This is a genomic window from Streptomyces sp. NPDC006510 (assembly GCF_040611955.1).
In the GTDB taxonomy this organism is placed as follows: Bacteria; Actinomycetota; Actinomycetes; order Streptomycetales; family Streptomycetaceae; genus Streptomyces.
The window spans coordinates 13941-39867 of the sequence record NZ_JBEXPH010000035.1; the positions used below are offsets into that span (position 1 = coordinate 13941).

At 69.1% G+C, this 25927-nt stretch carries 26 protein-coding genes and 5 pseudogenes; 15 read left to right on the forward strand and 16 right to left on the reverse strand.

Annotated elements, in window-relative coordinates; translation table 11 throughout:
* Positions 1 to 119 precede the first annotated feature (119 nt).
* Complete coding sequence (locus ABZY11_RS13995; protein ID WP_356479352.1) at positions 120 to 671, forward strand: YciI family protein; 552 nt, start codon at positions 120 to 122, stop codon at positions 669 to 671.
* A 292-nt stretch (positions 672 to 963) separates the two neighbouring features.
* Here the strand turns inward: ABZY11_RS13995 and ABZY11_RS14000 are convergent, their stop codons facing one another.
* The gene (locus ABZY11_RS14000) at positions 964 to 1626 is read right to left on the reverse strand and encodes a lysophospholipid acyltransferase family protein (protein WP_356479386.1); all 663 of its coding nucleotides are present in this window, start codon (positions 1624 to 1626) and stop codon (positions 964 to 966) included.
* Between the two features lie 208 nt (positions 1627 to 1834).
* The gene (locus ABZY11_RS14005) at positions 1835 to 3070 is read right to left on the reverse strand and encodes an MFS transporter (protein ID WP_356479353.1); all 1236 of its coding nucleotides are present in this window, start codon (positions 3068 to 3070) and stop codon (positions 1835 to 1837) included.
* Between the two features lie 110 nt (positions 3071 to 3180).
* Here ABZY11_RS14005 and ABZY11_RS14010 point away from each other — a divergent pair, with 110 nt between their 5' ends.
* Positions 3181 to 3660, forward strand: a complete 480-nt coding sequence (locus ABZY11_RS14010) for a helix-turn-helix domain-containing protein (RefSeq protein ID WP_356479354.1) — start codon at positions 3181 to 3183, stop codon at positions 3658 to 3660.
* A 109-nt stretch (positions 3661 to 3769) separates the two neighbouring features.
* Positions 3770 to 4118, forward strand: a pseudogene (locus ABZY11_RS14015) (hypothetical protein); the annotation flags it as partial.
* Here ABZY11_RS14015 and ABZY11_RS14020 read toward each other — a convergent pair.
* The 5 genes from ABZY11_RS14020 to ABZY11_RS14040 all read right to left on the reverse strand — a co-directional run bounded on the left by ABZY11_RS14020 (position 4087) and on the right by ABZY11_RS14040 (position 8178).
* The gene (locus ABZY11_RS14020; RefSeq protein ID WP_356479355.1) at positions 4087 to 4614 is read right to left on the reverse strand and encodes a DUF3592 domain-containing protein; all 528 of its coding nucleotides are present in this window, start codon (positions 4612 to 4614) and stop codon (positions 4087 to 4089) included. The pseudogene ABZY11_RS14015 and the gene ABZY11_RS14020 sit on opposite strands and share 32 nt — an antisense overlap.
* Positions 4615 to 4720: 106 nt before the next feature.
* Complete coding sequence (locus ABZY11_RS14025) at positions 4721 to 5671, reverse strand: peptidoglycan recognition family protein (RefSeq protein ID WP_356479356.1); 951 nt, start codon at positions 5669 to 5671, stop codon at positions 4721 to 4723.
* 11 nt (positions 5672 to 5682) lie between these two features.
* Positions 5683 to 5871, reverse strand: a complete 189-nt coding sequence (locus tag ABZY11_RS14030) for a hypothetical protein (RefSeq protein ID WP_356479357.1) — start codon at positions 5869 to 5871, stop codon at positions 5683 to 5685.
* A gap of 1 nt (position 5872) precedes the next feature.
* Positions 5873 to 7480 carry an FAD-dependent monooxygenase gene (locus ABZY11_RS14035; RefSeq protein WP_356479358.1) on the reverse strand — a complete coding sequence of 536 codons (1608 nt, stop codon included), beginning with the start codon at positions 7478 to 7480 and terminating at the stop codon, positions 5873 to 5875.
* Between the two features lie 65 nt (positions 7481 to 7545).
* The gene (locus ABZY11_RS14040) at positions 7546 to 8178 is read right to left on the reverse strand and encodes a TetR family transcriptional regulator (RefSeq protein WP_356479359.1); all 633 of its coding nucleotides are present in this window, start codon (positions 8176 to 8178) and stop codon (positions 7546 to 7548) included.
* A 455-nt stretch (positions 8179 to 8633) separates the two neighbouring features.
* On the opposite strand from ABZY11_RS14040, the gene ABZY11_RS14045 reads away from it, so the two are divergent.
* From ABZY11_RS14045 to ABZY11_RS14055, 3 genes are all read left to right on the forward strand, one after another.
* A complete protein-coding gene (locus ABZY11_RS14045; protein WP_356479360.1) occupies positions 8634 to 9251 on the forward strand; it encodes a GNAT family N-acetyltransferase in 618 nt (205 codons plus the stop codon).
* A 142-nt stretch (positions 9252 to 9393) separates the two neighbouring features.
* Positions 9394 to 9696 carry a metalloregulator ArsR/SmtB family transcription factor gene (locus tag ABZY11_RS14050; protein ID WP_356479361.1) on the forward strand — a complete coding sequence of 101 codons (303 nt, stop codon included), beginning with the start codon at positions 9394 to 9396 and terminating at the stop codon, positions 9694 to 9696.
* Positions 9693 to 10088: a VOC family protein gene (locus ABZY11_RS14055; RefSeq protein WP_356479362.1), complete on the forward strand. Its 396-nt coding sequence runs from the start codon at positions 9693 to 9695 to the stop codon at positions 10086 to 10088. Before ABZY11_RS14050 ends, ABZY11_RS14055 begins: the two co-directional genes overlap by 4 nt.
* 159 nt (positions 10089 to 10247) lie before the next feature.
* On the opposite strand, the gene ABZY11_RS14060 is transcribed toward ABZY11_RS14055, so the two are convergent.
* A complete protein-coding gene (locus ABZY11_RS14060; protein WP_356479387.1) occupies positions 10248 to 11531 on the reverse strand; it encodes a phosphatase PAP2 family protein in 1284 nt (427 codons plus the stop codon).
* A gap of 618 nt (positions 11532 to 12149) precedes the next feature.
* On the opposite strand from ABZY11_RS14060, the pseudogene ABZY11_RS14065 reads away from it, so the two are divergent.
* Positions 12150 to 12353, forward strand: a pseudogene (locus ABZY11_RS14065) (dienelactone hydrolase family protein); the annotation flags it as partial.
* A 242-nt stretch (positions 12354 to 12595) separates the two neighbouring features.
* On the opposite strand, the gene ABZY11_RS14070 reads toward ABZY11_RS14065, so the two are convergent.
* Positions 12596 to 13300 carry a DUF4232 domain-containing protein gene (locus ABZY11_RS14070; RefSeq protein WP_356479363.1) on the reverse strand — a complete coding sequence of 235 codons (705 nt, stop codon included), beginning with the start codon at positions 13298 to 13300 and terminating at the stop codon, positions 12596 to 12598.
* Positions 13301 to 13589: 289 nt separating this feature from the next.
* Between ABZY11_RS14070 and ABZY11_RS14075 the strand changes: the two genes are divergently transcribed.
* Complete coding sequence (locus tag ABZY11_RS14075) at positions 13590 to 14261, forward strand: hypothetical protein (RefSeq protein WP_356479388.1); 672 nt, start codon at positions 13590 to 13592, stop codon at positions 14259 to 14261.
* A 272-nt stretch (positions 14262 to 14533) separates the two neighbouring features.
* On the opposite strand, the gene ABZY11_RS14080 is transcribed toward ABZY11_RS14075, so the two are convergent.
* From ABZY11_RS14080 to ABZY11_RS14090, 3 genes and pseudogenes are all read right to left on the reverse strand, one after another.
* Positions 14534 to 15340 (reverse strand): hypothetical protein, encoded by an 807-nt coding sequence (locus ABZY11_RS14080; RefSeq protein WP_356479364.1) that lies wholly within the window; start codon positions 15338 to 15340, stop codon positions 14534 to 14536.
* Positions 15341 to 15546: 206 nt separating this feature from the next.
* Positions 15547 to 15801: pseudogene (locus ABZY11_RS14085) on the reverse strand (IS5/IS1182 family transposase); the annotation flags it as partial.
* 35 nt (positions 15802 to 15836) lie between these two features.
* The gene (locus ABZY11_RS14090) at positions 15837 to 16046 is read right to left on the reverse strand and encodes a hypothetical protein (RefSeq protein WP_356479389.1); all 210 of its coding nucleotides are present in this window, start codon (positions 16044 to 16046) and stop codon (positions 15837 to 15839) included.
* Positions 16047 to 16172: 126 nt separating this feature from the next.
* On the opposite strand from ABZY11_RS14090, the gene map reads away from it, so the two are divergent.
* The 3 genes from map to ABZY11_RS14105 all read left to right on the forward strand — a co-directional run bounded on the left by map (position 16173) and on the right by ABZY11_RS14105 (position 19228).
* Positions 16173 to 16955 carry a type I methionyl aminopeptidase gene (gene map / locus ABZY11_RS14095; protein WP_356479365.1) on the forward strand — a complete coding sequence of 261 codons (783 nt, stop codon included), beginning with the start codon at positions 16173 to 16175 and terminating at the stop codon, positions 16953 to 16955.
* Positions 16956 to 17315: 360 nt separating this feature from the next.
* Complete coding sequence (locus ABZY11_RS14100; RefSeq protein WP_356479366.1) at positions 17316 to 17915, forward strand: helix-turn-helix domain-containing protein; 600 nt, start codon at positions 17316 to 17318, stop codon at positions 17913 to 17915.
* A complete protein-coding gene (locus tag ABZY11_RS14105) occupies positions 17912 to 19228 on the forward strand; it encodes an MFS transporter (RefSeq protein WP_356479367.1) in 1317 nt (438 codons plus the stop codon). The genes ABZY11_RS14100 and ABZY11_RS14105 overlap by 4 nt, the downstream gene beginning before the upstream one ends.
* A gap of 103 nt (positions 19229 to 19331) precedes the next feature.
* Here ABZY11_RS14105 and ABZY11_RS14110 read toward each other — a convergent pair.
* A pseudogene (locus ABZY11_RS14110) lies at positions 19332 to 19454 on the reverse strand (aminoglycoside phosphotransferase); the annotation flags it as partial.
* A gap of 309 nt (positions 19455 to 19763) precedes the next feature.
* Between ABZY11_RS14110 and ABZY11_RS14115 the strand changes: the two are divergent.
* Positions 19764 to 20751 (forward strand): annotated as a pseudogene (locus ABZY11_RS14115) (LysR family transcriptional regulator).
* 83 nt (positions 20752 to 20834) lie between these two features.
* Positions 20835 to 21377 carry a DapH/DapD/GlmU-related protein gene (locus ABZY11_RS14120; protein WP_356479368.1) on the forward strand — a complete coding sequence of 181 codons (543 nt, stop codon included), beginning with the start codon at positions 20835 to 20837 and terminating at the stop codon, positions 21375 to 21377.
* Between the two features lie 124 nt (positions 21378 to 21501).
* Here ABZY11_RS14120 and ABZY11_RS14125 read toward each other — a convergent pair whose 3' ends face one another.
* A complete protein-coding gene (locus ABZY11_RS14125; RefSeq protein ID WP_356479369.1) occupies positions 21502 to 22422 on the reverse strand; it encodes a LysR family transcriptional regulator in 921 nt (306 codons plus the stop codon).
* Positions 22423 to 22590: 168 nt separating this feature from the next.
* Between ABZY11_RS14125 and ABZY11_RS14130 the strand changes: the two genes are divergently transcribed.
* Both ABZY11_RS14130 and ABZY11_RS14135 read left to right on the forward strand, forming a co-directional pair.
* Complete coding sequence (locus ABZY11_RS14130) at positions 22591 to 22983, forward strand: hypothetical protein (RefSeq protein WP_356479370.1); 393 nt, start codon at positions 22591 to 22593, stop codon at positions 22981 to 22983.
* A complete protein-coding gene (locus ABZY11_RS14135) occupies positions 22976 to 24607 on the forward strand; it encodes a multicopper oxidase family protein (RefSeq protein WP_356479371.1) in 1632 nt (543 codons plus the stop codon). The genes ABZY11_RS14130 and ABZY11_RS14135 overlap by 8 nt, the downstream gene beginning before the upstream one ends.
* A 102-nt stretch (positions 24608 to 24709) precedes the next feature.
* Here ABZY11_RS14135 and ABZY11_RS14140 read toward each other — a convergent pair whose 3' ends face one another.
* Together ABZY11_RS14140 and ABZY11_RS14145 are read right to left on the reverse strand one after the other, a co-directional pair.
* Complete coding sequence (locus ABZY11_RS14140; protein ID WP_356479390.1) at positions 24710 to 25237, reverse strand: DinB family protein; 528 nt, start codon at positions 25235 to 25237, stop codon at positions 24710 to 24712.
* Positions 25238 to 25475: 238 nt separating this feature from the next.
* A complete protein-coding gene (locus ABZY11_RS14145) occupies positions 25476 to 25907 on the reverse strand; it encodes a nuclear transport factor 2 family protein (RefSeq protein ID WP_356479372.1) in 432 nt (143 codons plus the stop codon).
* Positions 25908 to 25927: the final 20 nt, after the last annotated feature.

The following is a 25927-nucleotide window of genomic DNA, read 5'->3' on the forward strand; positions in this document are numbered from 1 at the left end:
CGGACGCACCACCTGTGGGGACGTCGGCGCCTGGAGCAAGTGCGGTGCTGGTGGCTGCCGAACAGCCACCGCAGTGAAACCCGCTCGACCTGGTTACCTCCACGAAGAGATCATTGGGTATGGAGTTCCTCTGCTACCACCGCGACCGGCCCGGCTCCGTAGCGCTGCGCGACGAGCTGTTGGAAAGGCATTGGTCCTATATGGACCGGTACGCAAAGGAGATGATCGCCCGGGGCCCGACGCTCGCCGACGACGGCGACACACCCACCGGCAGCGTGCACATCGTCGACCTGCCCGATCCCACCGCTGCCCGCGCATTCGCCTTCGACGAGCCGAACTACCAGGCCGGTGTCTACCGAGACGTGCTTCTGCGACGGTGGCACAACACAATGGGGCGCACCATGTGGGACTTTCCCGGCGGCCGGACCGGCGGCAGCCGGTATCTGGTGCTCGGCCTCGGTACGGGGCCGGCCGCCGACCTCGCGGTGCCGCCCGACCAGGACGGGCTGATCGCGTACGGGCCGCTGCTGTCCGACGACGGCGCCACCTGGCTGGGCACGGCGGTGTTGGTCCGGGCGTCGGACTCGGAGACTGCACGCGCCGTCCTGACTCCGGACCGGTACGACTGCGTCGAGGTGCACAACTGGCAGTTCGGCGGGCGGCCGTCGTAGCCGAGGGCGTTCGGCCGACGCTTCCGCCGAAGCCCCTTCGGATCGCTCAGCGTCCTTCCCTGAACCCGCGGGCATCGTGGTCCCTGTCTCCTGTCGCGGGGCCCGGGTGCGGGGGGGGCGGGGGGGGCGGTGTGCCGTACCCCCCCCCCCCCCCCCCGCCCCCCCCCCGCGCGCGGCGCGGGGCACAAGGCGAACGCCCCCCACCCCCCCCCCCCCCCCCGCCGGGGGGCTGGGTGGCCCGTGTCTCCTGCCGCCGCCCCGCTGGGGGGGCCCGCGGCAGGGGGCAATGCGGCTATGCGACGAGCGCGGCGGGCTCGCGCAGGTGTGCAGCCGCCGTCCGCCATGCGGTGGTCACCGCGGTGTGGGCCCGTGCCGTTCGGATGGCGCGGGCGCCGGTCAGCTCCAGTGGCGCGCCCACGTGTACGTGGAGGTCCGGTCGGCGCAGAGGTGCTGTGACCAGGCCGGCGAGCTGCTTGGCGGTGCTGCCCGAGGTGATCCGGCGGGCTCCGGCCTGGCCCACGGGTACGACGGGGGCGCCGGTGCGCTCGGCGAGCCGGGCCAGGCCGCTGCGGAAGGTGCCGGGTGCCGCTTCCGCGGCGTCCCTGCGGCGGGGCAGGCCCCCTTCGGCGTAGATGAGGACCAGCCGTCCCTGCTCCAGGACTTCTGCCGCGACGTCCAGTGCGGTCGCGGCGCGCCGGTCTCCGCGGAAGACGGGGATGTGTCCTTCGCGGGCGAGCGCGCGGCCGAGCAACGGGACGCGCCACAGCCCTGCGGCCGCCATGATGACCGGCTCGGCACCGAGGCGGTGCAGCGCGGCGATCACGATCGCGGGATCGGCCAAGGATGTGTGGTTCGCGGCGATGATGCTGCCCGGTGCGAGTTCGGCGCCGGGGTCGGTGGTCACCGACAGGCGGCCGACGGTGGGCACCAGGATGTCGGCGATGCGGCTGAGCATGAACGGTCCCCCGGTCTCGACGATGTCGGTCTTCATCGTCGAGGGAAGGCGCCGACCGGGGCGTGAGTCGTCGTACTCATCTTCTCGGCAGGCTCATCAGTGCGGAAGGCGCGGAGGATACGGAGGCGAGTGCCGTGGGCCAGTCCCCTGAAGTGAGTGGCGGACCGCCTCGTACCGTGGATCCTCGGCAGCCGGAGTCCCCGGTCGTTCATGATCGGGAGCGCCTCGGCATGGCCACGCTGGCCCGACGGTGGGCTGGTTCGGTGGCACCGTTCTTGGTGAATGCCCAGAGGGCGAGTGCGAGGCTGCCGAATCCGGCGCCCAGTATGCACACCGCGTTCCAGCCCGCCGCGGCGTACAGGGTTGTCGCGGCGAGGGCTCCGATGGCGCTTCCGATCGAGTAGAAAACCATGTAGCCGCCGATGAGGCGGCTGCCCGCGTCGGGGTGCAGCGCGTGGATCAGGCTCTGGTTGGTGACGTGTACGGCCTGTACGGCAAGGTCGAGAAGGACCACTCCGGCCGCGAGGGCCCACAGCGAGTGCTGGGTGAGGGCGAGGGGCAGCCACGAGAGGGTCAGCAGGGCCAGGCCGAAGCCGGTGGTCCGGTTCGCGTGGCCGCGGTCGTTGAGGCGGCCTGCGACGTTCGCGGCAAGGGCTCCAGCCGCGCCGAGCAGCCCGAACGCGCCGATCGCGGTCGACGGCAGAGACATGGGTGGATCGCTGAGGACCAGAGTGACGCTGCTCCAGAGGGTGCTGAAAGCGGCGAAGACGAGGAGCGCGAACAGTGCGCGCAGACGTGGCAGGCGTTCGCACGCGAACAAGCGGACGGTGGAGGTGAGCAGGCGCCCGTATCCCAGCGCGGGCGCCGGTGTGCCGCGCGGCGGAATGACGCGGTGGAGTGCGAGGGCTGCGGCGCAGGTCAGTACTGCCGAGGCGAGGTAGACCGAGCGCCAGCCCGCGAGGTCGCCGAGCAGTCCGGAGACGGTCCGGGCGAGCAGGATGCCGGTGACGACGCCGCTGGTGACGACGCCGACCACGCGGCCGCGGCGGGCGGGCTCCGTGAGGGAGGCGGCGCAGGCGACCAGGGACTGTGTCACGACCGCGAGCAGCCCCACGGTGGCCATCCCGGCGAGGAGTGTCGTGGTGTTGGTGGCGGTTGCGACGAAGAGGAGCGCGGTGGCCAGCAGGAGCAGTTGTGCTGTGATCAGGCGTCGGGGGTCGAGCAGGTCGCCGAGCGGAACGATGAGCAAGAGGCCGAGACCGTATCCGATTTGCGTGAGGGTGACGATGGTGCCGAGCGCGGCCGGGGAGATCGCGAACTCGTTGCCGAGGGCCACCAGAAGCGGCTGGGCGAAGTAGACGTTGGCGACCGCGGTTCCGCAGGCGACCGCGAACAGTGCGGTGGCGCTGCGGGGCAGTACGGCGGCGGGTGTCGCCTGGTGCATGGTTGGACCTCCGGAGGTTTGGTTGCATGTTGCTACCTGAGACCGTAGAGGCGACTGGTAGCATGTTGCAACCACAATGAAATGGCCGGTTGACTGCGGAGGAGGACACAGTGGTGAAACGGACCCGGTTCGACGACAGCGACTGCCCGGTCGCGCGATCGGTCGACGCGATCGGCGACTGGTGGTCGCTGCTGATCGTGCGCGACGCCTTCGACGGAAGCCGGCGCTTCGGCGAGTTCCAGCGCAGTCTCGGGGTGGCCAAGAACATCCTGAGCGCCCGGCTGCGCACCCTGGTCGCGGGCGGAATCCTGGTCTCGGTACCGGCGCCCGGCGGCGGCGCCCACCACGAGTACGAGTTGACGGACAAAGGCCGGGAACTCTTCCCCGTCATCGTCGCGCTGCGCCAGTGGGGCGAGGCACGGTTCTTTGAACCCGGCGAGCCCCACTCGGAACTGACCGATCGCCGCCACGGTCTCCCTTTGCTCCCGCTGGAGGTCCGGGCGCACGACGGCCGGCCTCTCACACCGGACGAGACGGTCGTCACCAAACTCACCGACGCCGCGGCACCCCACCCTCCGCCGGACCGGTGAGCGCATACCGCCCGTACCGCCCGGCCCGGACGCGGAGCCCTGCCTGTCGTACCCACCCGGGTCCAACCGGTACGCGACATGGACCGGTCCATCGACGCCGTGAGCTCGGGCCGACGACGGCCTCGGCCTGCTCACCGCGCTCGGAATCGAACGAGCTCACGTGGTCGGATCCTCGATGGGCGGCCTGATCGCCCAGACGATGGCCACGGCCATCAGCCGGGCGGCAACTCGGCGCGGTGATCCTCAGTGGTCCACGCACCGACGTACTCCGCGCACTTCGAGTGCCGGCCCTGATGATTCACGGTCCGGACGACACGCTGACCGAACCCAGTGGTGGGAGGCGCACCACGGAACCGGTGCCCGGAGCGAAGCTCCTGCTGCTCCCCGACAGGGGGCACGACCGTCCCCGCGAACTCTGGCCGGAGATCATCGACGCCTTGGAAACTCGCACTCGCTGAGCGGCTGCGTTGAACGCACGGCCTGGGAACGCCTCCGCCCCACCACCGCAACGGCCGTTCCGATTCCCGCGATCACCAGCCCGATCCCACCGAAGACCAGCGGCAGCAGCCACAGCGAGGCGAACCCGTTGATCCGCGCGTCCTCGGGGGAGTCGGCGCGGTACAGCACCTCGACCCGCTCCCCCTCCTCGTACGACGGTGGATTGGAACCCGTAGAGCTCCGGAACGTCCTCGGCGTGCCGTCCGCCGAGGTGAACTCGACCACCGGGTACGCCGCGGGCTCGTCGTTCTCCCGCTTCTTGCGGGATGCGCCGTTGTGCCCGTCCCGCCACTCCAGCGCCACCACCGTGCCCGGGGCACGCTCCGCATCCGCCAGGAACGAGACCGACACCCCCGTCAGGATCAACCCGATGACCAGGAACAGTGCCCCGAACGTGATCGCCCCGAACGTGATCCACCTGCGGGCGCCCCGCCCACGTATCTGAACCTGCACCACGTCCCTCTCACTCGTCCGGAGTGAGAGGGACGCTATCCCAAGTACCCCTCCCGGTGAGCCCCGGCCTGTCACCTGCCCCGGCCCCGGCCCCGGATATCGGCCGCGGTCAGGCCTCCGCGGCGTCGGTGCCGACGTCGACGACGGCCCGCTGGATCGCGGCCTCGACCGCGGCGACGACGGTCTGCGTGTCGGCGCCCGTGCCGACTTGACCGGCGAGCGCGGTGATCGCGGCGGTCTGGGCGGCCAGCCGCTTGTCCATGGACCGGATCCGGGCCTGCATGTCCTTCAGGATGGACTGCGGCTGCCACGTCGGATTCGTCGCATGGTCCGCCGCGTCCTTGGGGCCGCCGATCGCGTCGGTCTTCCACACGGCGTCGAAGATGTCGCGCTTGGTGATTCCTGCCATGGGGTCCTCCTCTTGGCCGGAGCCGGGGTTCCAGCTCGCGGGGTGCTTGAGCCGCTCGGCAACGTCGGTGCGGAGCCTGGGCATGGTGAAGCCGCGGGGGTCGACCTTGTCGCTCGACCACTCCAGATGGCCGATCACGGACTTCGCCGACCACTTGTGCGCCCGGCACAGAGCGGCCTGGACGCGGACGATCGCGTCGTACTGGGCGGCCGGCCAGGGGTCCTTGCCGTCGCCGAGGTTCTCGCACTCCCACCCGTAGAACCGCGCGTTGCCGTCGATCCCGTTGCTGTTGCCGCGGGTGGGCGGAGTCGGTCGGGTGCCGTACGACTCGGCTATGACCTGCTCCAACACCTTGGGGTCGCCGCCACCGGCGTGATTCGCGCGGCCCCAGCCGACCATGTGCACCCGGCCGTCCTTGGCGATCATCCCGTGGCACAGCGGACCAGGCAGGTCCGCATAGCCGTCGCGGACCATCCGGACCGTCGCCGCGGTGCCCTTGGTCACGGTGTGGTGCACGATGCTGCCGTGGACCGGGCCCCAAGGGCCCTTCGAATTGCGGTTGTGGGTACGCCAGTTGCCGACCTCGACCACGCGCACGCCCTCGGCGCGCAACGCCTTGAGGACCGCGGAGGCGGACAGAGGAGTAGCCATTCGTTTCCCTTTCAGCCCGAGGTGTACGAGACGTTGCGGACCTTGCCGGAGACTCCGTTGTTCGTGCCGTCGTCGACCGACTCGGCCTTCTCCACCCTGAAGTACGGACCGTGCCCCGTGGTTTCCACCGTCGTCACCGTGTATTTCGTTCCGTTCGTCACCGTCCGCGTGAACGCGGACCGGGTTGCGGTGACGACCATTTCATAGGAGATCCATACCCCCACAATGGCGGCCGGACTCGACCGCGTGGCCGGAGACTGCTGCTCGGACCGTGAACCAGCGCTCGACAGCCGTCTGCAGGGCGGCCGGCTCGGCCGGGGCCGGGCAGGGTGAGCCGCAGGCCCAGGCCACGTATCCGTCGGGGCGCATCAACAGGCCGGAGAGGCCGGCCGGGCCGCTGTCGCGTGCGATGACGACATCGACAGCGTCCTGATCCTTCGCCAGTACGGCTGCCAGTGACTGATCCTCGGTCAGGTCGATCAGCAGCGGCCGTGCGTTCCGGGCGAGTTCGGCGAGCCGGACCTTCCCGTCCCCCGTGATCAGCTCCAGCTCCGGTGCGAAGTAGCCGACCGCGGGGTGCGGATCGGTGATGCCCATCTCGTAGCGCACATCGGTACCCGCGGTGAGGTCGGCGAGGTGCTGGACGACCTCCATGCGGGTGAGCAGCTCGGTGAAGAGCTCGCGCAGGGCCGTGGTGTCGCTGCCCGGTGCGGTGAGCGCGGACTGCGCCTCGGCGTTGAGCACCATGCGGCGGGCGGCCTGGCGGCGCTCGGTGTCGTAGCTGTCGAGCAGGCCGGCCGGGGCGGTGCCGCGCAACGCGGCGGCAAGCTTCCAGCCGAGGTTGGCGGCGTCCTGCAGGCCGAGATTCAGCCCGGGACCGCCGCCGGAGGTATAGACGTGGGCGGCGTCGCCGACGAGAAGGACCCGGCGGTCGCGGAACCGGTCGGCGACCCGGGTGTTGCCGCCGTTCAGCCGCCGCAGCACATGAGGGCCCGCTCCGTCCGGCGGGCCGAGCGGCAGGTCGACACCGAGGACCCGGCGGATACTCGCCTCCATTTCGGCCAGGGTCATCGGCTCGTCCGTCGCGGGCTGGTCCCACTCGGTGGTGCTGACCAGCGGCGGCCGGCCGGGGAACGGCGCGTAGGAGAAGCCGCCCCGGTCGGTGCGGTGGGGCAGGAAGGGCAGGACCGGTCCGTGGCCTGGAACGGTGAGGGCGCCGTTGACCGGGTCGACCCAGTTGGCCGGGACGGTGGCGTGGGCGGTGCGGTTGGTGCGGCGGTCGTAGCTGACGCCGGGGAACCCGATCCCGGAAAGCTTGCGGATCACGCTGCGCGCGCCGTCTGCGCCGACCACGTAACGGGCGCGGAGCTGCTGGTCGCCGTCGGGGCCGGTGACATCGAGGGTGACGGCCTCCTCGTCCTGGGCGACGGATCCGACCCGGTATCCGCGCCGCAGGTCGACACCGAGTGTGCGGGCGCGCTCCTCCAGGACCTCGACGATGCGGTGCTGCGGGGCGGCCAGGCCGAAGACCGGACTGGCGTCCAGCAGGCCGAGATCGAGGCCCATGGCGGCGAACATGAAGTAGGCGGAGTTCGGCTGCGGGGGCTCCGGGCTGCCGCTGAGCGGCTCGTAGAGACCTCGGTGGTCGGCCAGGCGCACCACCTGGCCGAGCAGGCCGTTGGCCTTGGGTTCGGTGCTGGGCTGCGGTAGCTGCTCCAGCACGATCGGGCTGATGCCGGCCAGGCTCAGTTCGCAGGCGAGCATCAGCCCGTTCGGGCCGCCTCCCACGATGATCACGTCGGCTGTCACGGTCGTGCCTCCTTGGTGCGGACGGGAAAGTGCGGTGCCGAAAGGACGGTGGTCGCCGCTCTTCGTTACGGGACCGGCAGACCGGCGGCGAGCTGTTCGAAGACCTGGGCCAGGACCGCGCCGAGCGGCGCGGTTTCGTCGGCACGCAGACTGTGCTCAACGGCCACGGCACTTCCGGCCGCGACCACGGCCGCGACCAGCTTCGGGTAGACGTCGAGTTCGGCATCGGTGCCGGTGCGCCGTGCGACGGCCTTGGCCAGCTCCTGCTGGGCGGCGGCGTTGGTCTTGACGATCTCACCGGCCAGCGCGGGTTCGCCCAGCATCAGCCGTACGCCCTCACGCCAGCGCTCGTTCTGCGGTGCGGAGCTCTCCGGCGGTACGAACTGGCCCAGGACGGCGTGGAACAGCGAGTCCCAGAGCGGCTCGCCGACCGGACGGGCGAGCAGGTCGTCGGAGACCCGGAGCATCCGCTCCAGGTGGCCGGCGGCGATCGCCTCGGCCTTGCCGGCGAAGTAGTTACGGAAGGTGCGGACGGAGACGTTGGCCTCGGCAGCGATCTGGTCGACCGTCACATCGGCCCAGCCGTGCAGCACACAGAGCCGGATCGCCGCCTGGCTCAGGGCGACCCGGGTCTCCCGCTTCTTGCGCTCGCGGAGTCCGGGCTGCCCGGTGGTACGTGCCTCGTCTGCGGGTGTCATGCGAGCAGCGTAGAGCAAATATTGCCGCTACGGCAAGATTGCCAGAACGGCAAGTATTTTCAGGTGGTCCGCAGCAGGGGCCAGACGACTGCAGAAATCGCCCCTCGAACAGCACCGCAGCCGGTGACGGAGGCCGAAGAGCAGGCCCAACGAGGTCGGGGACCCGTACGGCGACCGACGCCCCGTTACCGATCCCCGACCCCGCCCTGGCTCAACCAGCTCCGATATCAAGCGAGTTGAGTGGGCGATGGGAGTATCCCCGGAACCGTGCGGCGGACCTCCCGGCCGGTGGTCGAGGGGCAGATTGTGGAACGGCGCCGAAGCCAGGCATGATCGCCCGGGACCTGAGCCCCCCAAGTGGCTTTGCGGAACTGGGGCCGCCAGGCCCGAGCGGACCAGGCCGACCAGCCCGATCCGCTCACCACAGGACCCGCCGCAGAACCGAGGAGTCCACGGTGACGCCCCAAGCGCCTTTCCCGCCCGAGCAGTTGACCATCGTCCCGGCCAACGAGGCCTCCTGGGACGACATCGCCGCCGTGTTCGGCACCACCGACGCGGGCCGCTGCCAGTGCCAGCGGTTCAAGGTCGTCGGCTGGATCCGGCGCGACACCACCCAGCAGCAGCGGACCGAGATGCTGGAGGACCAGACGGCCTGCGGCATCCCGGACGCCACCGGCACATCGGGCCTGGTGGCGTACGTCGACGGCGACCCCGCAGGCTGGGCCGCGGTCCAGCCCCGTACCGCCTACCCCAAGCTGCGCACCTCGCGCGTGATGTGGGCCGGCCGCGACGAGGACAAGGACGACGACGGGGTCTGGGCGGTGACCTGCCTCGTGGTCCGCAAGGGCTACCGGGGCAGAGGCCTGACGTACCCCCTCGCCCAGGCCGCCGTCGCCCACGCCCGCGACCGGGGCGCCCGGGCTCTTGAGGCCTACCCGATGATCACCCACCCGGGCAAGCAGATCACCTGGGGCGAACTCCATGTGGGTGCCCAGCAGGTCTTCGAGGAGGCCGGACTGACGGAGGTCGCCCGCCCCACCGTCCGGCGCTCGGTGATGCGGATCGACTTCTAGGCCGCGCCCGCGGAGCCCTGCCTCCCCCGCGACGCCCGGCACGCGCTCTCGCCGCACCGGGCGCAGTCCCGAGTGCCCGCCGACCCGGGGCGCGGCGCGCCTCGACTTGATAGGCAAGTATTCATTTGCCTATCCTGTGGTCATGGCCGACGACCTCTTCAAAGCTCTGGCCGACCCCACCCGCCGCACCATCCTCGACGAGCTCACGGAGAAATCCGGACAGACACTGTTCGAGATCTGCTCGCGACTGAGCACGAAGCATCGGCTCGACCTCTCGCGCCAGGCGATTTCCCAGCACCTCGCCGTGCTGGAGGCCGCCGGGCTCGTCGAGACCAGGCGGGAGGGCCGCTACAAGTTCCACGACCTGAACACAGCCCCGCTGCGGCAGATCGCCGAGCGGTGGCCCGTGCCCGACACCTCCGAACCGGAAGAGAGCACCTCATGAAGATCCGTCTGACCAGCATCTTCGTCGACGACCAGGCCAAGGCCCTGCGCTTCTACACCGAGGTGCTCGGCTTCGTGAAGAAGCACGACGTCCCCCTGGGCGAGACGGACCGGTGGCTGACCGTCGTCTCCCCCGACGAGCCCGGTGGCATCGAACTCCTCCTGGAGCCCGCCGGCCACCCGGCCGTCAAGCCCTACCGCGACACGCTCGTCAAGGACGGCATCCCGCTCGCCCAGTTCGCCGTCGACGACGTGAAGGCGGAGTACGAGCGCCTGCGCGGCCTCGGCGTCGCCTTCACCCAGGAGCCCCTGGAGATGGGCGCCGTGACCACCGCCGTCTTCGACGACACCTGCGGCAACCTGATCCAGATCGCCGCGACACAGCCGCAGTAGGCGTCCGGCCGGATGCGGCCCGGCCCACCGGACCGGCACCGCATCCGGCGCCCTCAACGCCGTCATACGCGACATCGGCCTCCACCTCACGGCGACGACACAAAGCCACGTGATCTACGAGTCGCGCCCGGAGCTCGCACGCCCCTGATGCAACACGACTCAAACCAATTCGGGTTGCGGTTCCGGCTGCCGCACCGGCGCGGCCTTCTGGTCCCACAGTCTGGTGGTCCTTACGTAGCCGTAAATAACCGAGGCCATCGCCAGAATGACCAGTGGTCCGAACACCCACGGCCGATCGGCCATCTCCATCGGCAGATAGCGATATGACACCAGGAGCGCGGCGAAGATCGTTGTGCCGTAGGCGACCAGCAGGATTCCTGACCGGTCCCAGCCACGTTCGAGCGAGCGCAGCGCTGCCTCGATCGTGAGCGTGAACACCACGCCGGCGACGATGTCCGCGCCGTAGTGGTAGCCGAAGCCCAGCGTCGCGCCGAGCGTGGCGATCAGCCAGAACGCGCCCGCGTACTGCAGAACCCGTGGGCCCTTGCGGGAATGAATGAAGATCGCGGTGGCCCACGCCGTGTGCAGGCTGGGCATGCAGTTGCGTGGGGTGATCTCGTCGAACGGCATATGGTGCGGCGCATCGATCGGCGGCGGGGTGTCCGGCCACAGGTTGGCCACCGCCCAGTGCCCGCCGTCGGCGCCGTAGGCGAAGATCGGTCCGACCACCGGGAAGATCATGTAGATGCCCGGCCCGAGGAGGCCGATGACCAGAAAGGTGCGCACCAGATGATGGCTCGGGAAGCGGCGCTCGACCGCCACATGGCGTAGCTGGTACATCGTGACGGCGACCGCGGCCACCGGAAGCTGGGTGTAGACGGCGTCGAGGAACTCGGCGCCGATCGAGCCGGTGGCCGTGACGATCCGGCCCACCAGCCACGACGGGTTGCCCAGCGCTTGATCGGCGGTTGCCACGTACTGGTCGAGCACCGTCGGGCGGGTCTTCGACGTGATGAGCAGCCAGGTGTCGCCGGTCTTGCGGCCGGCCACCAGCAGCAGGCCCAGCCCGACGCCCTTCAGCAGCAGGACACGTTCCCGGCCCGTGCGACGCGTGACAGCGATGACCGCACAGCCCAGAATCACCCACAACGCGCCGTTTCCGAAGGGGTGGCCTTCGGTCACCTTGATGTCGGCCGCCCACCGCACCAGCAAGAAGATGACGTCGATGCCGATCGCGACACCAGCCGCGATGAGCCGTTGCCGCCAGGTGAGCACCACCATCATCAACGCCATGCTCGCGTACAGCAGGAAACCCGACTTGGGGGCGAATATCACCTCTTGCACCTGAGTGGTGATCGGACCTGGCAGGCCGTAGTGACGCGCGGCGATCTCCAGTGCGATGAAGAACCCGAGGGCTACAACACCCGCCGTGGCCCACAGTATTACCCGTGGTCGACGCCACTCGACGGACTTAATTCTGCTGTTTATTCGCGAAAGCACCCGCGATGCTATAGATATCAATTGTTTGGCCGATTTGTTAGATGTTGGCTGTGTAGGTCGCTCTTCGTGCCGGATGGAACGGTTTCCGGTGAAGGGCGGGCGATGAGGGCGATCGCCAGAATTCGATCATGTTATCGGATCGGTGTGGTTGGGTCTGCTGGTCATCGTGGTTCGAAGGCCGGTCGATCCCGGCTCGGTGGTCCAGCGTCTCGGGAATGATCACGAAGCTCCGGGCACCCGGCGGGCATCGCGGGTGACGCGGGCTGCCCAGTGGTTCCAAGGCATGTGCGAAAGGCCGTGAACGGGCAGCCTGGGCAGAGGCGTTGGCATTCCGCCAACACACCGAATGCAACGATCAGTTCTCCCCCGATGCCAAAGCCCGGGAAACCGGTCTCGCATTCGCCATTGCACCCCGGACCGTGGACAAGATCGCCAAGTGCATTCCGTACAGCCACGCGTGCAGCATCACCTCCGCACCGACCCGGCTCGCCATCATCCGTGTCGACCTCAGCCCTGGCAGAGTCTGTGCACCGGCATCAGCCCAAGGCAGGAAGACCCGCCTTGCCCACCAGGACGTTGCAGATTCCCACCAGGGACGGCCAGGCCGACGCTTTCGCCGCATTCCCCGACGACGACGAGCGGCACCCGGGGGTGCTGTTGCACTCGGACGCCTTCGGTGTGCGGCCCGAACCGGAGGAGAGGGCCCGTGAACTGGCCGGGCACGGCTACTACGTTCTCCTCCCCAGCCTCTACCACCAGCACGGCCGTCGAGGTGTTGCGGGGCCCTGCGCTGGAGCCGGTCGGCACCCCGGTCGATACGGATTCCCTGACGTCGCGGGTCCGGCAGTTCGTCGCGGGTCCGGCAGTTCGTCGCGGGGGCGTGGCGAGAGGGAGAGTAAGCAGGTAGGGGGCTTGGGCGGCCAGGACGTTCGCCGGGGGGTGCGAAGGGCTCGGCCCCTCGCCCCTGCGGCCGGGGCGTTCCCTGGCCGCAGGCGAGTTCGCGTGCCTCAGCCCGCAGGGGAGTCGCTGACCTTGCCGAGCGGGCTGATCCGGATCGGCCGGCTGGCGCTCTGGGAGTCCGGGTTATCGGCCGGGAGGGAGCCCGCGGGCCATGCGATGGTGACGGTCTTCGTCTCGTTCGGCGGAGTCACCAGGATCTTGGCCACGCGGACACCGGAGCCACCGGTGTTGTTGACCGGGAACGTGATGTTGAAGGCGGCGGACTCGCCGTCCTTGAGGACGTCGCGCAGGGGCTTGTCGTCGTTGCGTTCCGCGGACACGGTGTCGCCCGAAGCCGTCTTCAGATCGACGCCGGCGAAGCCGCTGATGGTGCAGTCGCGGCCGCCGCCGTTCTTGAACTGGACGGTGACGACGCCCTCCTCCTTGTCGATCGTGTTGTCGACGGCGCTGATCTCCAGCTCGTCGCTGCGGCAGATGCCGCCCGACTGCCCGTTGGAGCCGGTGCCGGCGAGGGTGCCTCCATCGCTCGCCCTGCCGTTGCCGTCGCTGCTGTTTCCGGAGCCGCTTCCCTTGCTGCTGCCGCTGGAGCCCTTGTCCGAATCGCCGGAGCCGCTGTTCCCACCCGTCGAAGTGCTGGAGGAGGAACCGGCGGGCGCCGCGGCCGTGCCGTCGCCGCTGCAGGCAGTCAGCGTGAGGGCGCTGACCAGCGTGAGGCCGGCGAGGAGCGTCGCGCTGGTGTGGGTGAGCTTCATGGGTTCCCCCGTGGTGTGCGTGGTGTCGGTTCGTGGGCCGGCGGCGTGCTCCGTCCGGCTCGGCAACAGACAATCCGTTCCAGGAGCGCAGGCACAAGCGGGAGCGGAGGATCGGGGACGCCGGGACGCCGATATGGGTTTGACCTGCGAGAACAACAACTCCCTGGAACGCGGTGATGGGACGTCCAGATGGCCCCCGCGCCCCTGGGAAGGTCGCGTCGCAGCCGTGCGCGCGCGGAAGCATGTCTGCGCGCGGCGGCATGTCAGTGGGATCGGCTTGGATGTCCTCATGACTGTTCATGATGTTGCCCGATCACTTCCCGACATCCCGGTCCTTCGGGACCTCTGCCGGTCGATGGCCATGGTCGAGGCGGTGCTGAACCCGGATGGTGATACGTACTACTCGTTCAGCGCGACGTGGTCGGAGACGGACGAGATCGCGTCGATGAACAACGGCTCCGGCGACGAGTTCCACATCATCTTCTCCAAGGCCGGTGCGTACGTCCGGGGGTTCGACCACGAGTCGCCGATGAGCCCGTACGTCAACGACGTTCCGTGGCCCGGCGTCGTGGACTCCGTTCCCCAGGTATTCCGGGAACACGTCGTCGAGCCGGCTTTCACGGACGAGGGCACGCCCAGAGCGACGGTCTGCCTGTGGCGGGAGGCGGGAAGCGATCGCTGGCAAGCGGGAGAGATCGACTTCCCTGACGGGTATTCGGATCCGGACGGTGCCGACTGGATGTTCCAGCTGCTGACCGCCCCGACGCCGGAGGCGTTCAAGGAGTTCGCCGAGGACTACTACGAGACGGCGGTGGACCTCGACGCAGTGCGCCGTGTGTACGGCCTCCGCCCGCTCGACCGGCAGACGGTCCGCGCCCTGAACAGCACCGTTTCCCTGAAGGCTGTCGTGGACGCGGCCGCCGGGATCGGCTATCCCACCGATGCCGATCTGTCGGGTTGATACCACCTGGTGAGTTCGAGCGCGGGCCCCGACTGTTGATACGGAGTGCTTGGCGCTGTCCTCGGCGAGGGCTTGTGTGACAAGGGCGTTGGCGTGTGAGCATCCGCGCTCGTGGGGTGTGATCCGCAGGCCATGAGAGGCGAAGACGCGCGGGTCGGTGTGGCTCATGCAATACGGCCGCCTCGCCCGCGACCAGGGCGTGTTTCAGAGTGGATCAAGGTCGTGCGGCGATCACGTGCTGGTCACCTGACCCGTCATGATGGCCGGCCCGCTCACCCCCGCCGCCGGACGAAACCTGCCACCAGCACGGCCAGGACCACGCCGAACGCGACGACGATCGGCCAGACACTCCCGGTGAGCCAGTACGCACCGATGCTGCAGACTACGACGAGAACGCCCCACACCCAGCCCACAGCGGTGGACCGCTCGGCACTCCGGCTGGACGACCGCCTGACCGCAGTGGCGGCGAAGTGCTCCCGCAGCGCGACGCTCGGCCATCCGTCGCCAGCACCTGACAGTAGCCAGACCGGATCCGTGTGCTGCCACCGCTGAAAATCCGAGATCAGTCCGTCCACTCGCCCGCCGGCCGCTGGGGCGTGACCGACGTCGAAACGCTCCAAGTCGGCCAGGGTCTCCTCGAACAGCAGGCGGATGCCGCCTTCACCGCCATCGGCCAACGCCTCGGTCCGCAGCAGCACGTAGGGGCCGAACCGGGCGTCGATGAGCGCGACGAACTCATCGTAGAGGGGCGAGAACTGCGCGCCGAGCCGACTGGTCAGCCCCTGCCGCCGGGCGTGCAGTCGCGACAGCGCCGTTCGCTGGTCGACCACCAGGTACGGGTAGGTGGCCTCGCCCCACTCGCTCAGCAACTCCGCGTGCTCATCGGTACCGGCGTCCTCGGTGTCGGCGATCCTCGCCTCCATGAGGTCTCCGGGGCCGAACATCGCCCACCACAGCAGCGGCGGCCAGTTCTTGGCCTCCAGTTCCATCGCCCCGTCGAAGAAATCGGCCCATTCACCCGCCGACCCGTCCGGCGTACGGGGCTGGCGGGCGCTGTCCAGATAGAGGCGCATACTCATTTCGGTTCCCCACCTTCACTTGCGGATGCGCCGGCCATGGGGCACCGGTGGCCGCTGCAGCACCATCGCCCGTCATCACGGCTCCCTCCCCTGTCGCCGACGAAGTCTTCCGCGGCTTGATCGTTCCGTCGCGTGAGGACTCACTTTCGCCGACTGCACCGCTCCGGTGCCAGCTGAAGCACTGGGGCGGGTTTCGGAAGTGCTGGTCACAGCCATTCGTTTGTGGCGGCGACCAGCACCGTGGCTTCGTAGCGGACGGCGAGCTTGTCGTATCTCGTGGCGACCGCGCGGTGGCGCTCAAGGCGGTTGATGCCGCACGCCACCGCGTGGCGCTCCTTGTAGTCGGCCTTGTCGAACTTCGGCGGTCGGCCGCCGTGCGAGCCGCGCTTCTCGCGGTTGGCGATCTGGTCGCGCTTCTCCGGGGTGGTGCAGCGGATCCCGCGTCGGCGCAGGTAGGCGCGAGCGATCGTTGAGTCCACGGAGACGTCCCAGGCGATCAGGCCCTTCGCATCGGCCCGGGCCTGGAGCTGCTCGAAGATGCGGTGCCAGGTGCCGTCCCGTACTGACCGGGGACATCGGCGATCGCCGCGATGGCCGGGAAGGCAGGGGTGGCCACGCGACCCGTCTCGATCTTCCGGAGGGTCTCCGGTGAGACATGTGCGTCGCCTGTATCGAGCATCGAGCGCTCTCCCCTGGCCCGACGCAGGAGGGCGCCGGGGCGCTGTCAGCGTTCGACCGCTGCGGGAGTGAGCGGCAACACGACCATGACTCCGATTCAAATACCGGTATAGTATGGCCGGTATAGTTATTGGTTTCATGAGGAAGGCGCCGCATGATCGAGATCCTGAACCGCACCCTGCTGGCCCGAGCAAAAGACACAGGCGCCCTGGTCGCCGACATCCTGCAGACGCTCAAGAGCCGTAGCACGGTCGGCACGAACCTTCTGGACATCGACCGGTGGGCCAAGACCATGATCGTCGAGGCGGGAGCGCTGTCCTGTTACGTGGACTACGAGCCATCCTTCGGACGGGGTCCGTTCGGCCACTACATCTGCACGGCCGTCAACGACGCCGTGCTCCACGGACGGCCGTCCGACTACACGCTTGCCAACGGCGATCTGCTGACACTCGACCTCGCCGTCTCCAAGGGCGGAGTCGCCGCAGACGCTGCCATCAGCTTCATCGTGGGCGACGCAAAGCCCCCGGAGAGCGTCGCGATGATCAGTGCAACCGAACGCGCACTGGCCGCAGGGATCGCCGCCGCCGGGCCCGGGGCTCGCATCGGCGACATCTCCCATGCCATCGGCACGGTCCTCAGCGAGGCGGGGTACCCGATCAACACCGAGTTCGGAGGCCATGGCATCGGATCAACGATGCACCAGGACCCGCACGTTCCGAACACCGGACGGCCTGGCCGTGGATACAAATTGCGCCCTGGGCTGCTGCTGGCACTGGAGCCGTGGGTCATGGCGGACACCGCTGGACTCGTCACCGATGCCGACGGGTGGACGCTCCGAAGCGCGACAGGCTGCCGGACAGCACACAGCGAGCACACGATCGCCATCACCAACGACGGAGCCGAAATCCTCACCTTGCCGCGGCAAGAGCAGCCGTGAGATCGGAGCCCTCGCGTTCCTCTTCTCCAAGGGCTGCATCGCGAAATCGTCGGTGAAACGAAAGGCTGCCGATCCGGGACGAGGACATCGCCCGGCTCTCCCCGCTCAAGCACCGCAACCTCAACGCGCTCGGCCGCTACGGCTCCACCGCCTCCACCCCGGCCGGCGGGCCTGCGACCCTGCGCGACCCGGACGCGGCTGGGCTCGACGAGGACGACGAGGAGTGGGCGGGACTGACCTCTCCCCCGGGAACCGGATCGTTGTCCGGGGCGAGGTGCCGGGCCGGGGAGGGACGGTGAGCGTGACCAGATTCAATGTGAGAGTTGACTCTCACATTATGTGAGAGGACACTCTCACGTTATGGATTCCGGGAATCGGCTGGGCGATATTGAGATCACCGATCCGCAGGCGATGCGGGCGTTGGCACATCCAGTGAGACTGGCGATCCTCGACCGCCTCCACCGGCACGGGCCGGCGACGGCCACGCAACTCGCGCCCGATGTGGGAGCAACTCCCTCGGTGACCAGTTGGCATCTGCGGCACCTGGCAGGTTTCGGACTGGTCCGCGATGCCGAGGCCGGGGCGGACCGTCGACAACGGAAGTGGGAGGCGGCAGCGCGTGGTTTCCGATTCGAGGCACCGGAGGATGAGGAGGGCAGGTCGGCTGCGCGGGCGCTGTCCCGGGAAATGTTTGTGCGCTATGGCGATCTGCCGAGCAGGTGGGCGGTCGAAGTCGAGCCCGGCCTGGACCCGTTGTGGCAGGGGGCCGCTGGTCTGGCCAACACCCGTGTGGTCGTTTCAGCGGAGGAACTCGCGGCGATTCAAGACGAGATCGAGCGGGTGCTTGCGCCTTACGTGACACGCGACCCTGCCGAGCGTCCGGCCGGAAGCCGCGGCGTCCAACTGATGCGTTATGCCCTACCGGAGCAGGACGAGGAGCAGGCGGGCGGGATACTGTGAGCGCCCCGGAGGTGGGCGCCCCGATATCTCTGTGGCGTGACCGGCGCTTTCGCCGGTTTTGGGCGGGGCAGTCGATCTCGGAGTTCGGCGACCGGATCACCGAACTGGCACTGCCGCTGATCGCCGTAACAGCGCTGAGTGCCTCGGCCAACCAGGTGGCGTGGCTGACCGCGCTCATCTGGACTCCGAATCTGCTCGCGATCATTTTGGGGGCTTGGGTCGACCGTCGGGTCCACAAACGCCGCCTGATGGTTCTCGCTGATCTGGTGCGCGGTGCGGTGTTGCTCAGCCTCCCCGTCGCGTACTTGCTCGATGCGGTGAGCCTCGGTCAGTTGTATGCCGTGGCGGTGTTGACCGGCACCGCAGCGGTGCTGTTCAACACCGCCTACCCGCCCTTCTTCGTTCGTCTCGTGCCCCGCTCGTCCTACGTCGAGGCGAACAGCAAGCTCAGTGCCAGTCGGTCGGTGTCGCACGTGGTCGGCCCGGCGGTCGGCGGCGGTCTCGTTCAAGCGTTGACCGCGCCCGTCGCTGTCATTGTCGATGCCTTGTCGTACATGGCGTCCGCGTTCCTGATAGGGCGGATCCCGCTCGGTGAATCGCCTCCCGGCATCGACGAAGCAGCGGTTCCTTCACTGCTGCGACGTGCCCGGGAGGGGATGGCCTTCGTCGTACGGCACCCGGTACTGCGTGCCGGGCTCTGCTGCGCGGCGACTGTCAACTTATTCACCTTTGTCGCAGGCAGCGGGCTGATGGTCCTGTTCGCCAGCCGCGTCCTGGGGCTGTCCGCCGGAGTTATCGGACTGGCTCTGGGCGTCGGTTCAACCGGCGCTTTCCTCGGTGCCATCCTCGCCCCGAGGATCTCGCGACGTATCGGTGTGGGGCGCAGCATCGTTGTGGGAGCCGTGCTGTTTCCGGCGCCCATCGCCATCGCAGCCGGTGCGGGAGGCCCGCTCTGGGCCCGCGCCGGAGCACTGGCCGCGGCGGAGTTCCTCTCCGGAGTCGGCGTCATGCTCTTCGACGTCAACCTCAACTCCCTGCAGACCAGCGTCATCCCTGATGGCATGCGCAGCCGCGTGGCGGGCGCGTTCAGCACCATCAACTACGGCATACGTCCCATCGGGGCCGTCGTTGGCGGCCTGCTCGCCACCGCCTTCGGCCTGCGGGCAACACTGCTCATCGGCGCCGCCGGGGGAATGCTGTCACTGCTCTGGCTACTGGCTTCACCGATACCGCGCATCCGCTCCCTGGCTCCGGATAACGTGGCTGCTCCATGCGGCGATGCCGATCCGGACAATCGCCCGATGCCTTGCTGACCGGGTGCCGAATCCGGCCGGCGAGCGTGGGCAGACCGTCTCGCAAACGAACATCTGTGTGCGCTCTTTTGGCTTGTTTCCGACCTCCCGCCGGAATGCTTGATCACTGGTGGACCGACGCGGTGAGGCGTTGCAGTGCGGCGTGGGCGGGTGGGCCCCAGGTGGGCTTGCCTCCGGGGCGGCCGTGGACGCCGGCGTCTCCGATGTGGATGCAGCTGAGTGCGCGCGTGGAAACCGGCCGCACGTCCTGGACGGCGGTGCTGGACGCGGTCCGACCGGAGCCCGGGCGCCGATGTCGCCGCGGTCATCACGGTGCAGATCCGCCAGGCCGTCGAGCGGCTGTCGCCGCCGGTCAGCGCTGACGGCGCAGGCCGATCGCAGTCGCCCGGAGCCGGACCCCAATCTCACCCGCACATGGCCCCCGCGATAACCGACGGTTTGGATGCTTGAGTCACAACAGCCGCAATGGAGCGCGGTCAAACAACCAATCATCGGCGAGCCACAACGATTGGTTGGGCGTGTCTAGGATGAACCAGTGGACACCGAGGCATTGCGATCGTTCGTCCGGGCGGCCGAGCTCGGACAGTTCCAAAATGCGGCCGATGAGCTGGGCGTGACACAGCAGGCAGTCTCCAAGCGGATCGCCGCCCTGGAGCGCGAGCTGGAGGTGCGTCTGTTCACACGTACCGCCCGAGGGGTTGAGCTGACGCTCGATGGTCAGGTCTTTCTCCCCCACGCGCGGAGCATCGTCGTGGGTGTCGAGCGTGCCGTCACCGCGGTCGGGCCGGGCTCCCGGGCCCTTCGGATCGACGTTCTCGGCCTGCGAAGCGCGCAGGCCGTTGTTCTGCACGACTATTGGCGGTCGCATCCCGAAACCGATCTCGACGTGGTGACCCTCAGGGTCAACGACCCACGCGTGGCGGTCGCCGCCGTCGAAGCAGGCGATATCGACGCCTCGTTCCGTACCGTCACCGACCCTGCCGCACTGCCGCCCGACGTGCAGATGATCCACGCTTTCCACTCCCCGCTGGAACTCCTCGTCGGCCCGAGACATCCGCTCGCCTCCGCGCGAAGACTGACGCCGACGCAGCTGCGTAGGCACCGGATCTGGGTGCCGGGTATCGCACCCCGAAGCGAATGGGCGGAGTTCTACGATCAGCTCGCCACCGACTTCGACCTCCGCATCGACGCGGCAGGCCCGGCACTTCGGAGACGAAGTACTCCTGGACACCCTCGCGGGCTCCACGGACGTGGCCACCCTCGTTGGGGCACGCGACCGGTACATCTGGCCGATGAACTACGACCTGCGCCGCATCCCAGTCGTGAATCCGACCCTGGCGTACCCACTCTCGCTCATTCTTCCCAGAACGAATCCACATCCAGAACTCCGTGGAATCATCGCCCACCTCGGAAGCCTGCCAAGGCTCCCTGATTCGGTCTGGCTTCCGTCCTGGGCAATGTCGCCGCAGCGCGGCGACAGCGACATCGCGAATGCTCGCGGGCACCAACCCCGACAAGGGTGATTCGACCGGCTGCCGACAGCAGCCTCCACCAGCGCCCCAGTGCGTCCCGTCCAGTTACCTGGTGAACCAGAAGGGATCGTGGCATGCCCAGCGATCGTCTCATGCGCATCCACAGCGCCGAGTTCCAAGCAATGGCCGAGAGGGTCCTGCGGGTCACCGAGCTCACCTCCCGTCTGAACGCACTGCCCTTCGAGGACGAAGCGGGCAAAGCGGAATTGTTCGAGCAGATCCTCGGGAAGCCGCTGCCGAAGAGAGTCACGATCTATCCGCCCTTCTACACGGACCACGGCCTCCGCCTCGACCTCGCCGAGCGCGTGTTCATCAACCAGAACTGCACGTTCCTGGACTACGCCGGCATCCGGCTCGGCGAGCGCGTGATGGTCGGCCCGAAGGTCACGTTCATCACCGACGGCCACCCGGTCGATCCCGAGGAGCGGCGGCTGTACCTCACCGGCGCGCCCATCGACGTGGCGGAGAACGTGTGGATCGGCGCCGGTGCCACGATCCTGCCCGGCGTCAGCATCGGCCGTGATGCCGTGATCGCCGCCGGTGCGGTCGTGGCCGATGACGTTCCGCCGGCAAGCCTGGTGACCGGCACCAAAGCCACCGTGCACCGACGGTGGTGACGACGTCTCCGGGACCACGCCGAGCCCCGGACCCACCCCGACCGGGTGGCCGCCGACGCCGGATTCCGTCCCGGCGCCCTGGTCACCGGCGCGCCCGACAGCCCGCACCGCCTCGCCCCCGAACTCACCGCCCAGGCCCACCGGGGACGGGCCTCCGCCGCCGGTCGCCTGTGGTGTTCCAGGGCCAGGTGGCGAGGGTGGTGTGCATCAACTGGGCGGCGGTCGAGAGCCGGCTGTCGGCGGCCCGGTGCAGGGTCAGGGTGCGGCGGCAGGCGGGGTCGTCGACGCCGATCCAGGCGACCGGCGCGCTGACGTCGGAACCGCGCGCCATGTCCGGGATGAGGGCGAGGCCGATGCCGGCGCTGACCAGGACCGCGATGGCGGCCGGCTCGTCGCCCTCGCAGACGATCCGCGGGGTCAGATTCCGGTCGGCGAAGAGCCGGTCGAGCAGGCGGCGCTGCCAGTGGCCGGGCCGTGAGATGACAAACGGTTCCTCGCGCAGCTCCTCGACACCGACCGAGGAGCGGGAGGCGAGCCGGTGGCCGGACGGTGCGGCCAGCCAGACCGGCTCGTCGTGCAGGTGGACGCTGTCCAGCCCGTCGCCCGGGATCGGCTGGGAGGCGACACACAGGTCGACCTCGCGGGCGTGCAGGGCGCGGTGCATGTCCGCGGCCGGCATCTGATGGAGCTCGACGTCGATATCGGGGTGGGCGTCCCGGTAGGCGGCCAGAGGACCGATGATGGTCAGGAACGTCTCCGAGGCCAGCCGCACACCGCCGACGCCCTCGCCAGCCGCCTCCGCCGCAGCACGGCGTCCCGCTTCCAGCTCCCCGAGGGAGCGCTCGACGTGATCCCGGAACAGCCGCCCCGACTCGTTGAGCCGGAGACGACCGGCCCGGTCGAACAGGGGCGCGCCGAGTTCGGACTCCAGCCGGGCGATGGTGCGGCTCAACGACGGCTGAGCGACCCGCAGTTCGGCGGCAGCCCGGCTGAGGTGCTCCAGCCGTGCGACCACGAGGAACTGCTGGAGCGCATGCAGATCCATCGCCGTCCCCTCCCTTTCATAGCGCCGAGGACATAGCAGGATAGCAATATTGATCTTTGACGTGATGCGGCGTCGAGCATGACTGTGGAGAGTGTGACCACCACATACGAACGTCCATCAACACCCCCGCGATCCACGGGCGTTGCCGGTCGGCTGTTCCGGGCGGCGGTGACCGTGCACACCGTCGCGGCCTTCGGCCAGCCGGTCTTCGCGGGCGTCTACCTCACCGGGGAGATCGGCGGCCTGGACTGGCACGCGCGCGGCGCCGACATCATGTTCTCCCTCGGACTGCTGCAGGCCGCCGTCGGCGTCGCGGCCTCGGCGCGGATGCGCCGCCTGTGGCCGATCGCCGTGTCGGTGCTGATCGTGGCGGCCGAGACGGGGCAGTACGTGGCGGGGCTGTCCGGCCTCCTGTGGGTGCACCTCCCCCTGGGCGTAATGATCATCGCCGCGCTGGCCGTGCTGTCCGCCGCGGTCTGGGTGCGGCCGCTGCCGAACCGCGCCGTACCCGAGCGGGCCGAGGAAACGGACGAGCCGCGGCGGGAAGAGACCCATGTCTGAGCGACCCGGCCCCACCCGTCACGACGGCTGGAGCAGCACGGAGTGGACCCGCCGCCGCGTGCTCGGGCTCGGCGGCGCGCTGGGGCTGACCACGGCGGGCGGGCTGGCGTTGTCCGGAGCGATGGCGCACCGCCCGGCCGGCACCGGCAATCAGCTGCGCAGCGCCGTGCCGCTGCCCGAGCCGTACACCGTGCCACTGCCGGTCCCGGCCGTCCTCAAGCCCGTCAGCACCTCAAAGGGCTCCGACCGGTACGAGATCACCCAGCGGGAGACCACCGCGGAGATCCTGCCCGGGATCAGAACGGGGCTGTGGACGTACGACGGGACCTTCCCCGGCCCGACGATCGAGTCCCGCCGCGGACGACCGATCACCGTGACGCACCGCAACGAACTACCGGTACCGACCGTGGTGCATCTGCACGGCGGGCGCACCCCGGCCGCCTCCGACGGCTACCCCACCGACCTCGTCCTCCCGCACGGCTGGCCCGACCCCGCAGCGCACCACCAGCACCACGGCGGCGCACACACGATGCCCGACCCCCGCGCGGCGACCAGCCGGATCACCCGCGCGTACACCTTCCCCCTGGACCAGCGCGCCACCATGCTCTGGTACCACGACCACCGCATGGACTTCACCGCCCCGGCGATCTGGCGCGGCCTGGCCGGGATGCACATCATCCGCGACGACACCGAGGACGCCCTCGACCTGCCCCGCGGAGAACGCGAACTGCCGCTGATGCTCGCCGACCGGGCGTTCGCCTCCGACGGCTCCCTGACCTACCCGTCCCTCGATCCCGCACTGCGCGACCGGCCCGGCGTGACGGGCCCCTACGCGGCCGGCGTGCTCGGCGACGTGATCCTGGTCAACGGCACACCGTGGCCGATCCACGAGGCCGACGCCGCCCGCTACCGGCTGCGGCTGCTCAACGCCTCCAACGCCCGCCACTACGAGCTCCAGGCCGTCACCGACGACGGACGCCGCCTGGACCTGGTGCAGATCGGCGCCGACCAGGGCCTGCTCACCGCCCCCGTCACCCACACCACCCTGCCGATCGCGCCGGCCGAACGCTACGACGTGGTCGTCGACTTCGCGGATCTGCCGGCCGGCAGCCGGGTACGTCTGATCAACCGGCTCGGCACCGGACGCACCCGCGAGGTCATGGCCTTCCGCATCGCGCGCCGCGGCCGGGACGACAGCCACATCCCCGCAGCGCTCGCCGACGACCTGCCCACCTGGCGGCGCTCCGGGGCAACCACGGTCCGGAACTTTGCCTTCCGCGCCGGGCAGACGCAGCACGGCCGCGGCTGGGTCATCGGCGGGCGGGCCTTCGACCCCTCACGCGCCGACGTCCGTACCCGGCTCGGAGCCGTAGAGGTATGGCGATTCGTCGCCGACGTCCACCACCCGATCCACCTCCACCTGGTCGGATTCCGGGTGCTGGCCCGCGGCAGGCGCACGCCGCTGCCGCACGATGCCGGGCTGAAGGACACCCTTTCACTACGACCGGGCGAATCGGCCGAGATCATCACCCGCTTCGACGGCTACCGCGGCCGCTACCTCTTCCATTGCCACAACGCGGAGCACGAGGACATGGGCATGATGGCCAACCTCGAAATCACCTGATGTTCCCCTCGCCGAGGCCCGGACCGTACGAGCTGCTCCCGGCCGAAGAAGCCGACGGCCGGGAGCAGCTCGTTCGGTCATGCCAACCGCGCCCAACACACCTCAGACTCCGGCGACTCCGTCGATGCGCTCCCGGATCAGATCGGCATGGCCATTGTGACGTGCGTACTCCTCGATCAGATGAACCATGATCCAGCGGAGCGACACTCCGTCATCACCGACATGGCCGGCTTCCTGTTCGGACAGGTGACCGGAGTCGTCCAGCAATGCGGCGGCGACGATCTCACGGCCGCGGGCGACTTCCTCCCGCCAGGCAGCTATCACCTCGTCGAGTCCTCGGTCCGGATGAAGGGCAAAGCCATCGGCATTGCCGTCCCCGAAGACGGGAGGCACGTCCTGACCGGCGAACACACGCCGGAACCAGTTACGTTCCACCTCGGCCATGTGCTGGACGAGACCCAGCAGCGTCATCGACGACGGTGCCGCCGAGGCGAGTCGTAATTGATCATCACTGAGGTCGGAACACTTGAGGGCGAGAGTCGCACGGTGAAAGTCGAGCCATGCGTCCAGCATGGTGCGCTCATCTGCATGCGCGGGCGGAACGGGCCGCCCATCCGGTGTAGTAGCCATGCCCGCACCCTGGCAGAAGTCCTCGTGCCAGGCGATCACCGGGCGCTGAAACCTGTCACGAGCAGAACAGCGGGATCAGAGGGATGCTGTGGATCGCAAGGCGGAGGAGGGAGGCAGGGCGGAGTCCGATGAGGTCTCCCCTGCACGAGCGGAGCCGAGAGCTTGGGGAAGACCGACGACAACGCGGCGAGGCGCAGTGCCGGACCCCGCGAGCCCGGCATGATCCGAGCGAGCGGCCCTAGCGGTCGACGGACTCGGGGATGAGGCCGTCGGCGACCAGGCCCTCAAGTACCGCCTGGCCCAGGGCGTGTACGGCGGACCGGGGACGAACCATCACGGTGAACTCCTTGATCCGGCCCGCCCCGTCGAACTGGAGCAGGTCGATGCCGTGGATCTGCTTGCCGTTCACGGTGGCCCGGAAGAGCAGGATCGCCGACGGGGCTTCTTCGCCGTCGGTGCTGGTCTCGGCCGTGCCCTCGAAGTGTCCGACGTAGCGGAAGTCCTCGAAGGTGCGAAGCAGGACGCCGAAGAGTTTCAGCACCATGGGCTTGCCCTCGAAGGGGGTGAACTTCACGGGGCTGTAGAGGCGGATGTCCTCGGTCAACAGGTCGCCCAGTGCGGCCGGTTCGCCCTTCTCCACCGCGGCACGGAAGCGCTCGGCAGTCTCCATGGCTCCTCCTGGTACTCAAG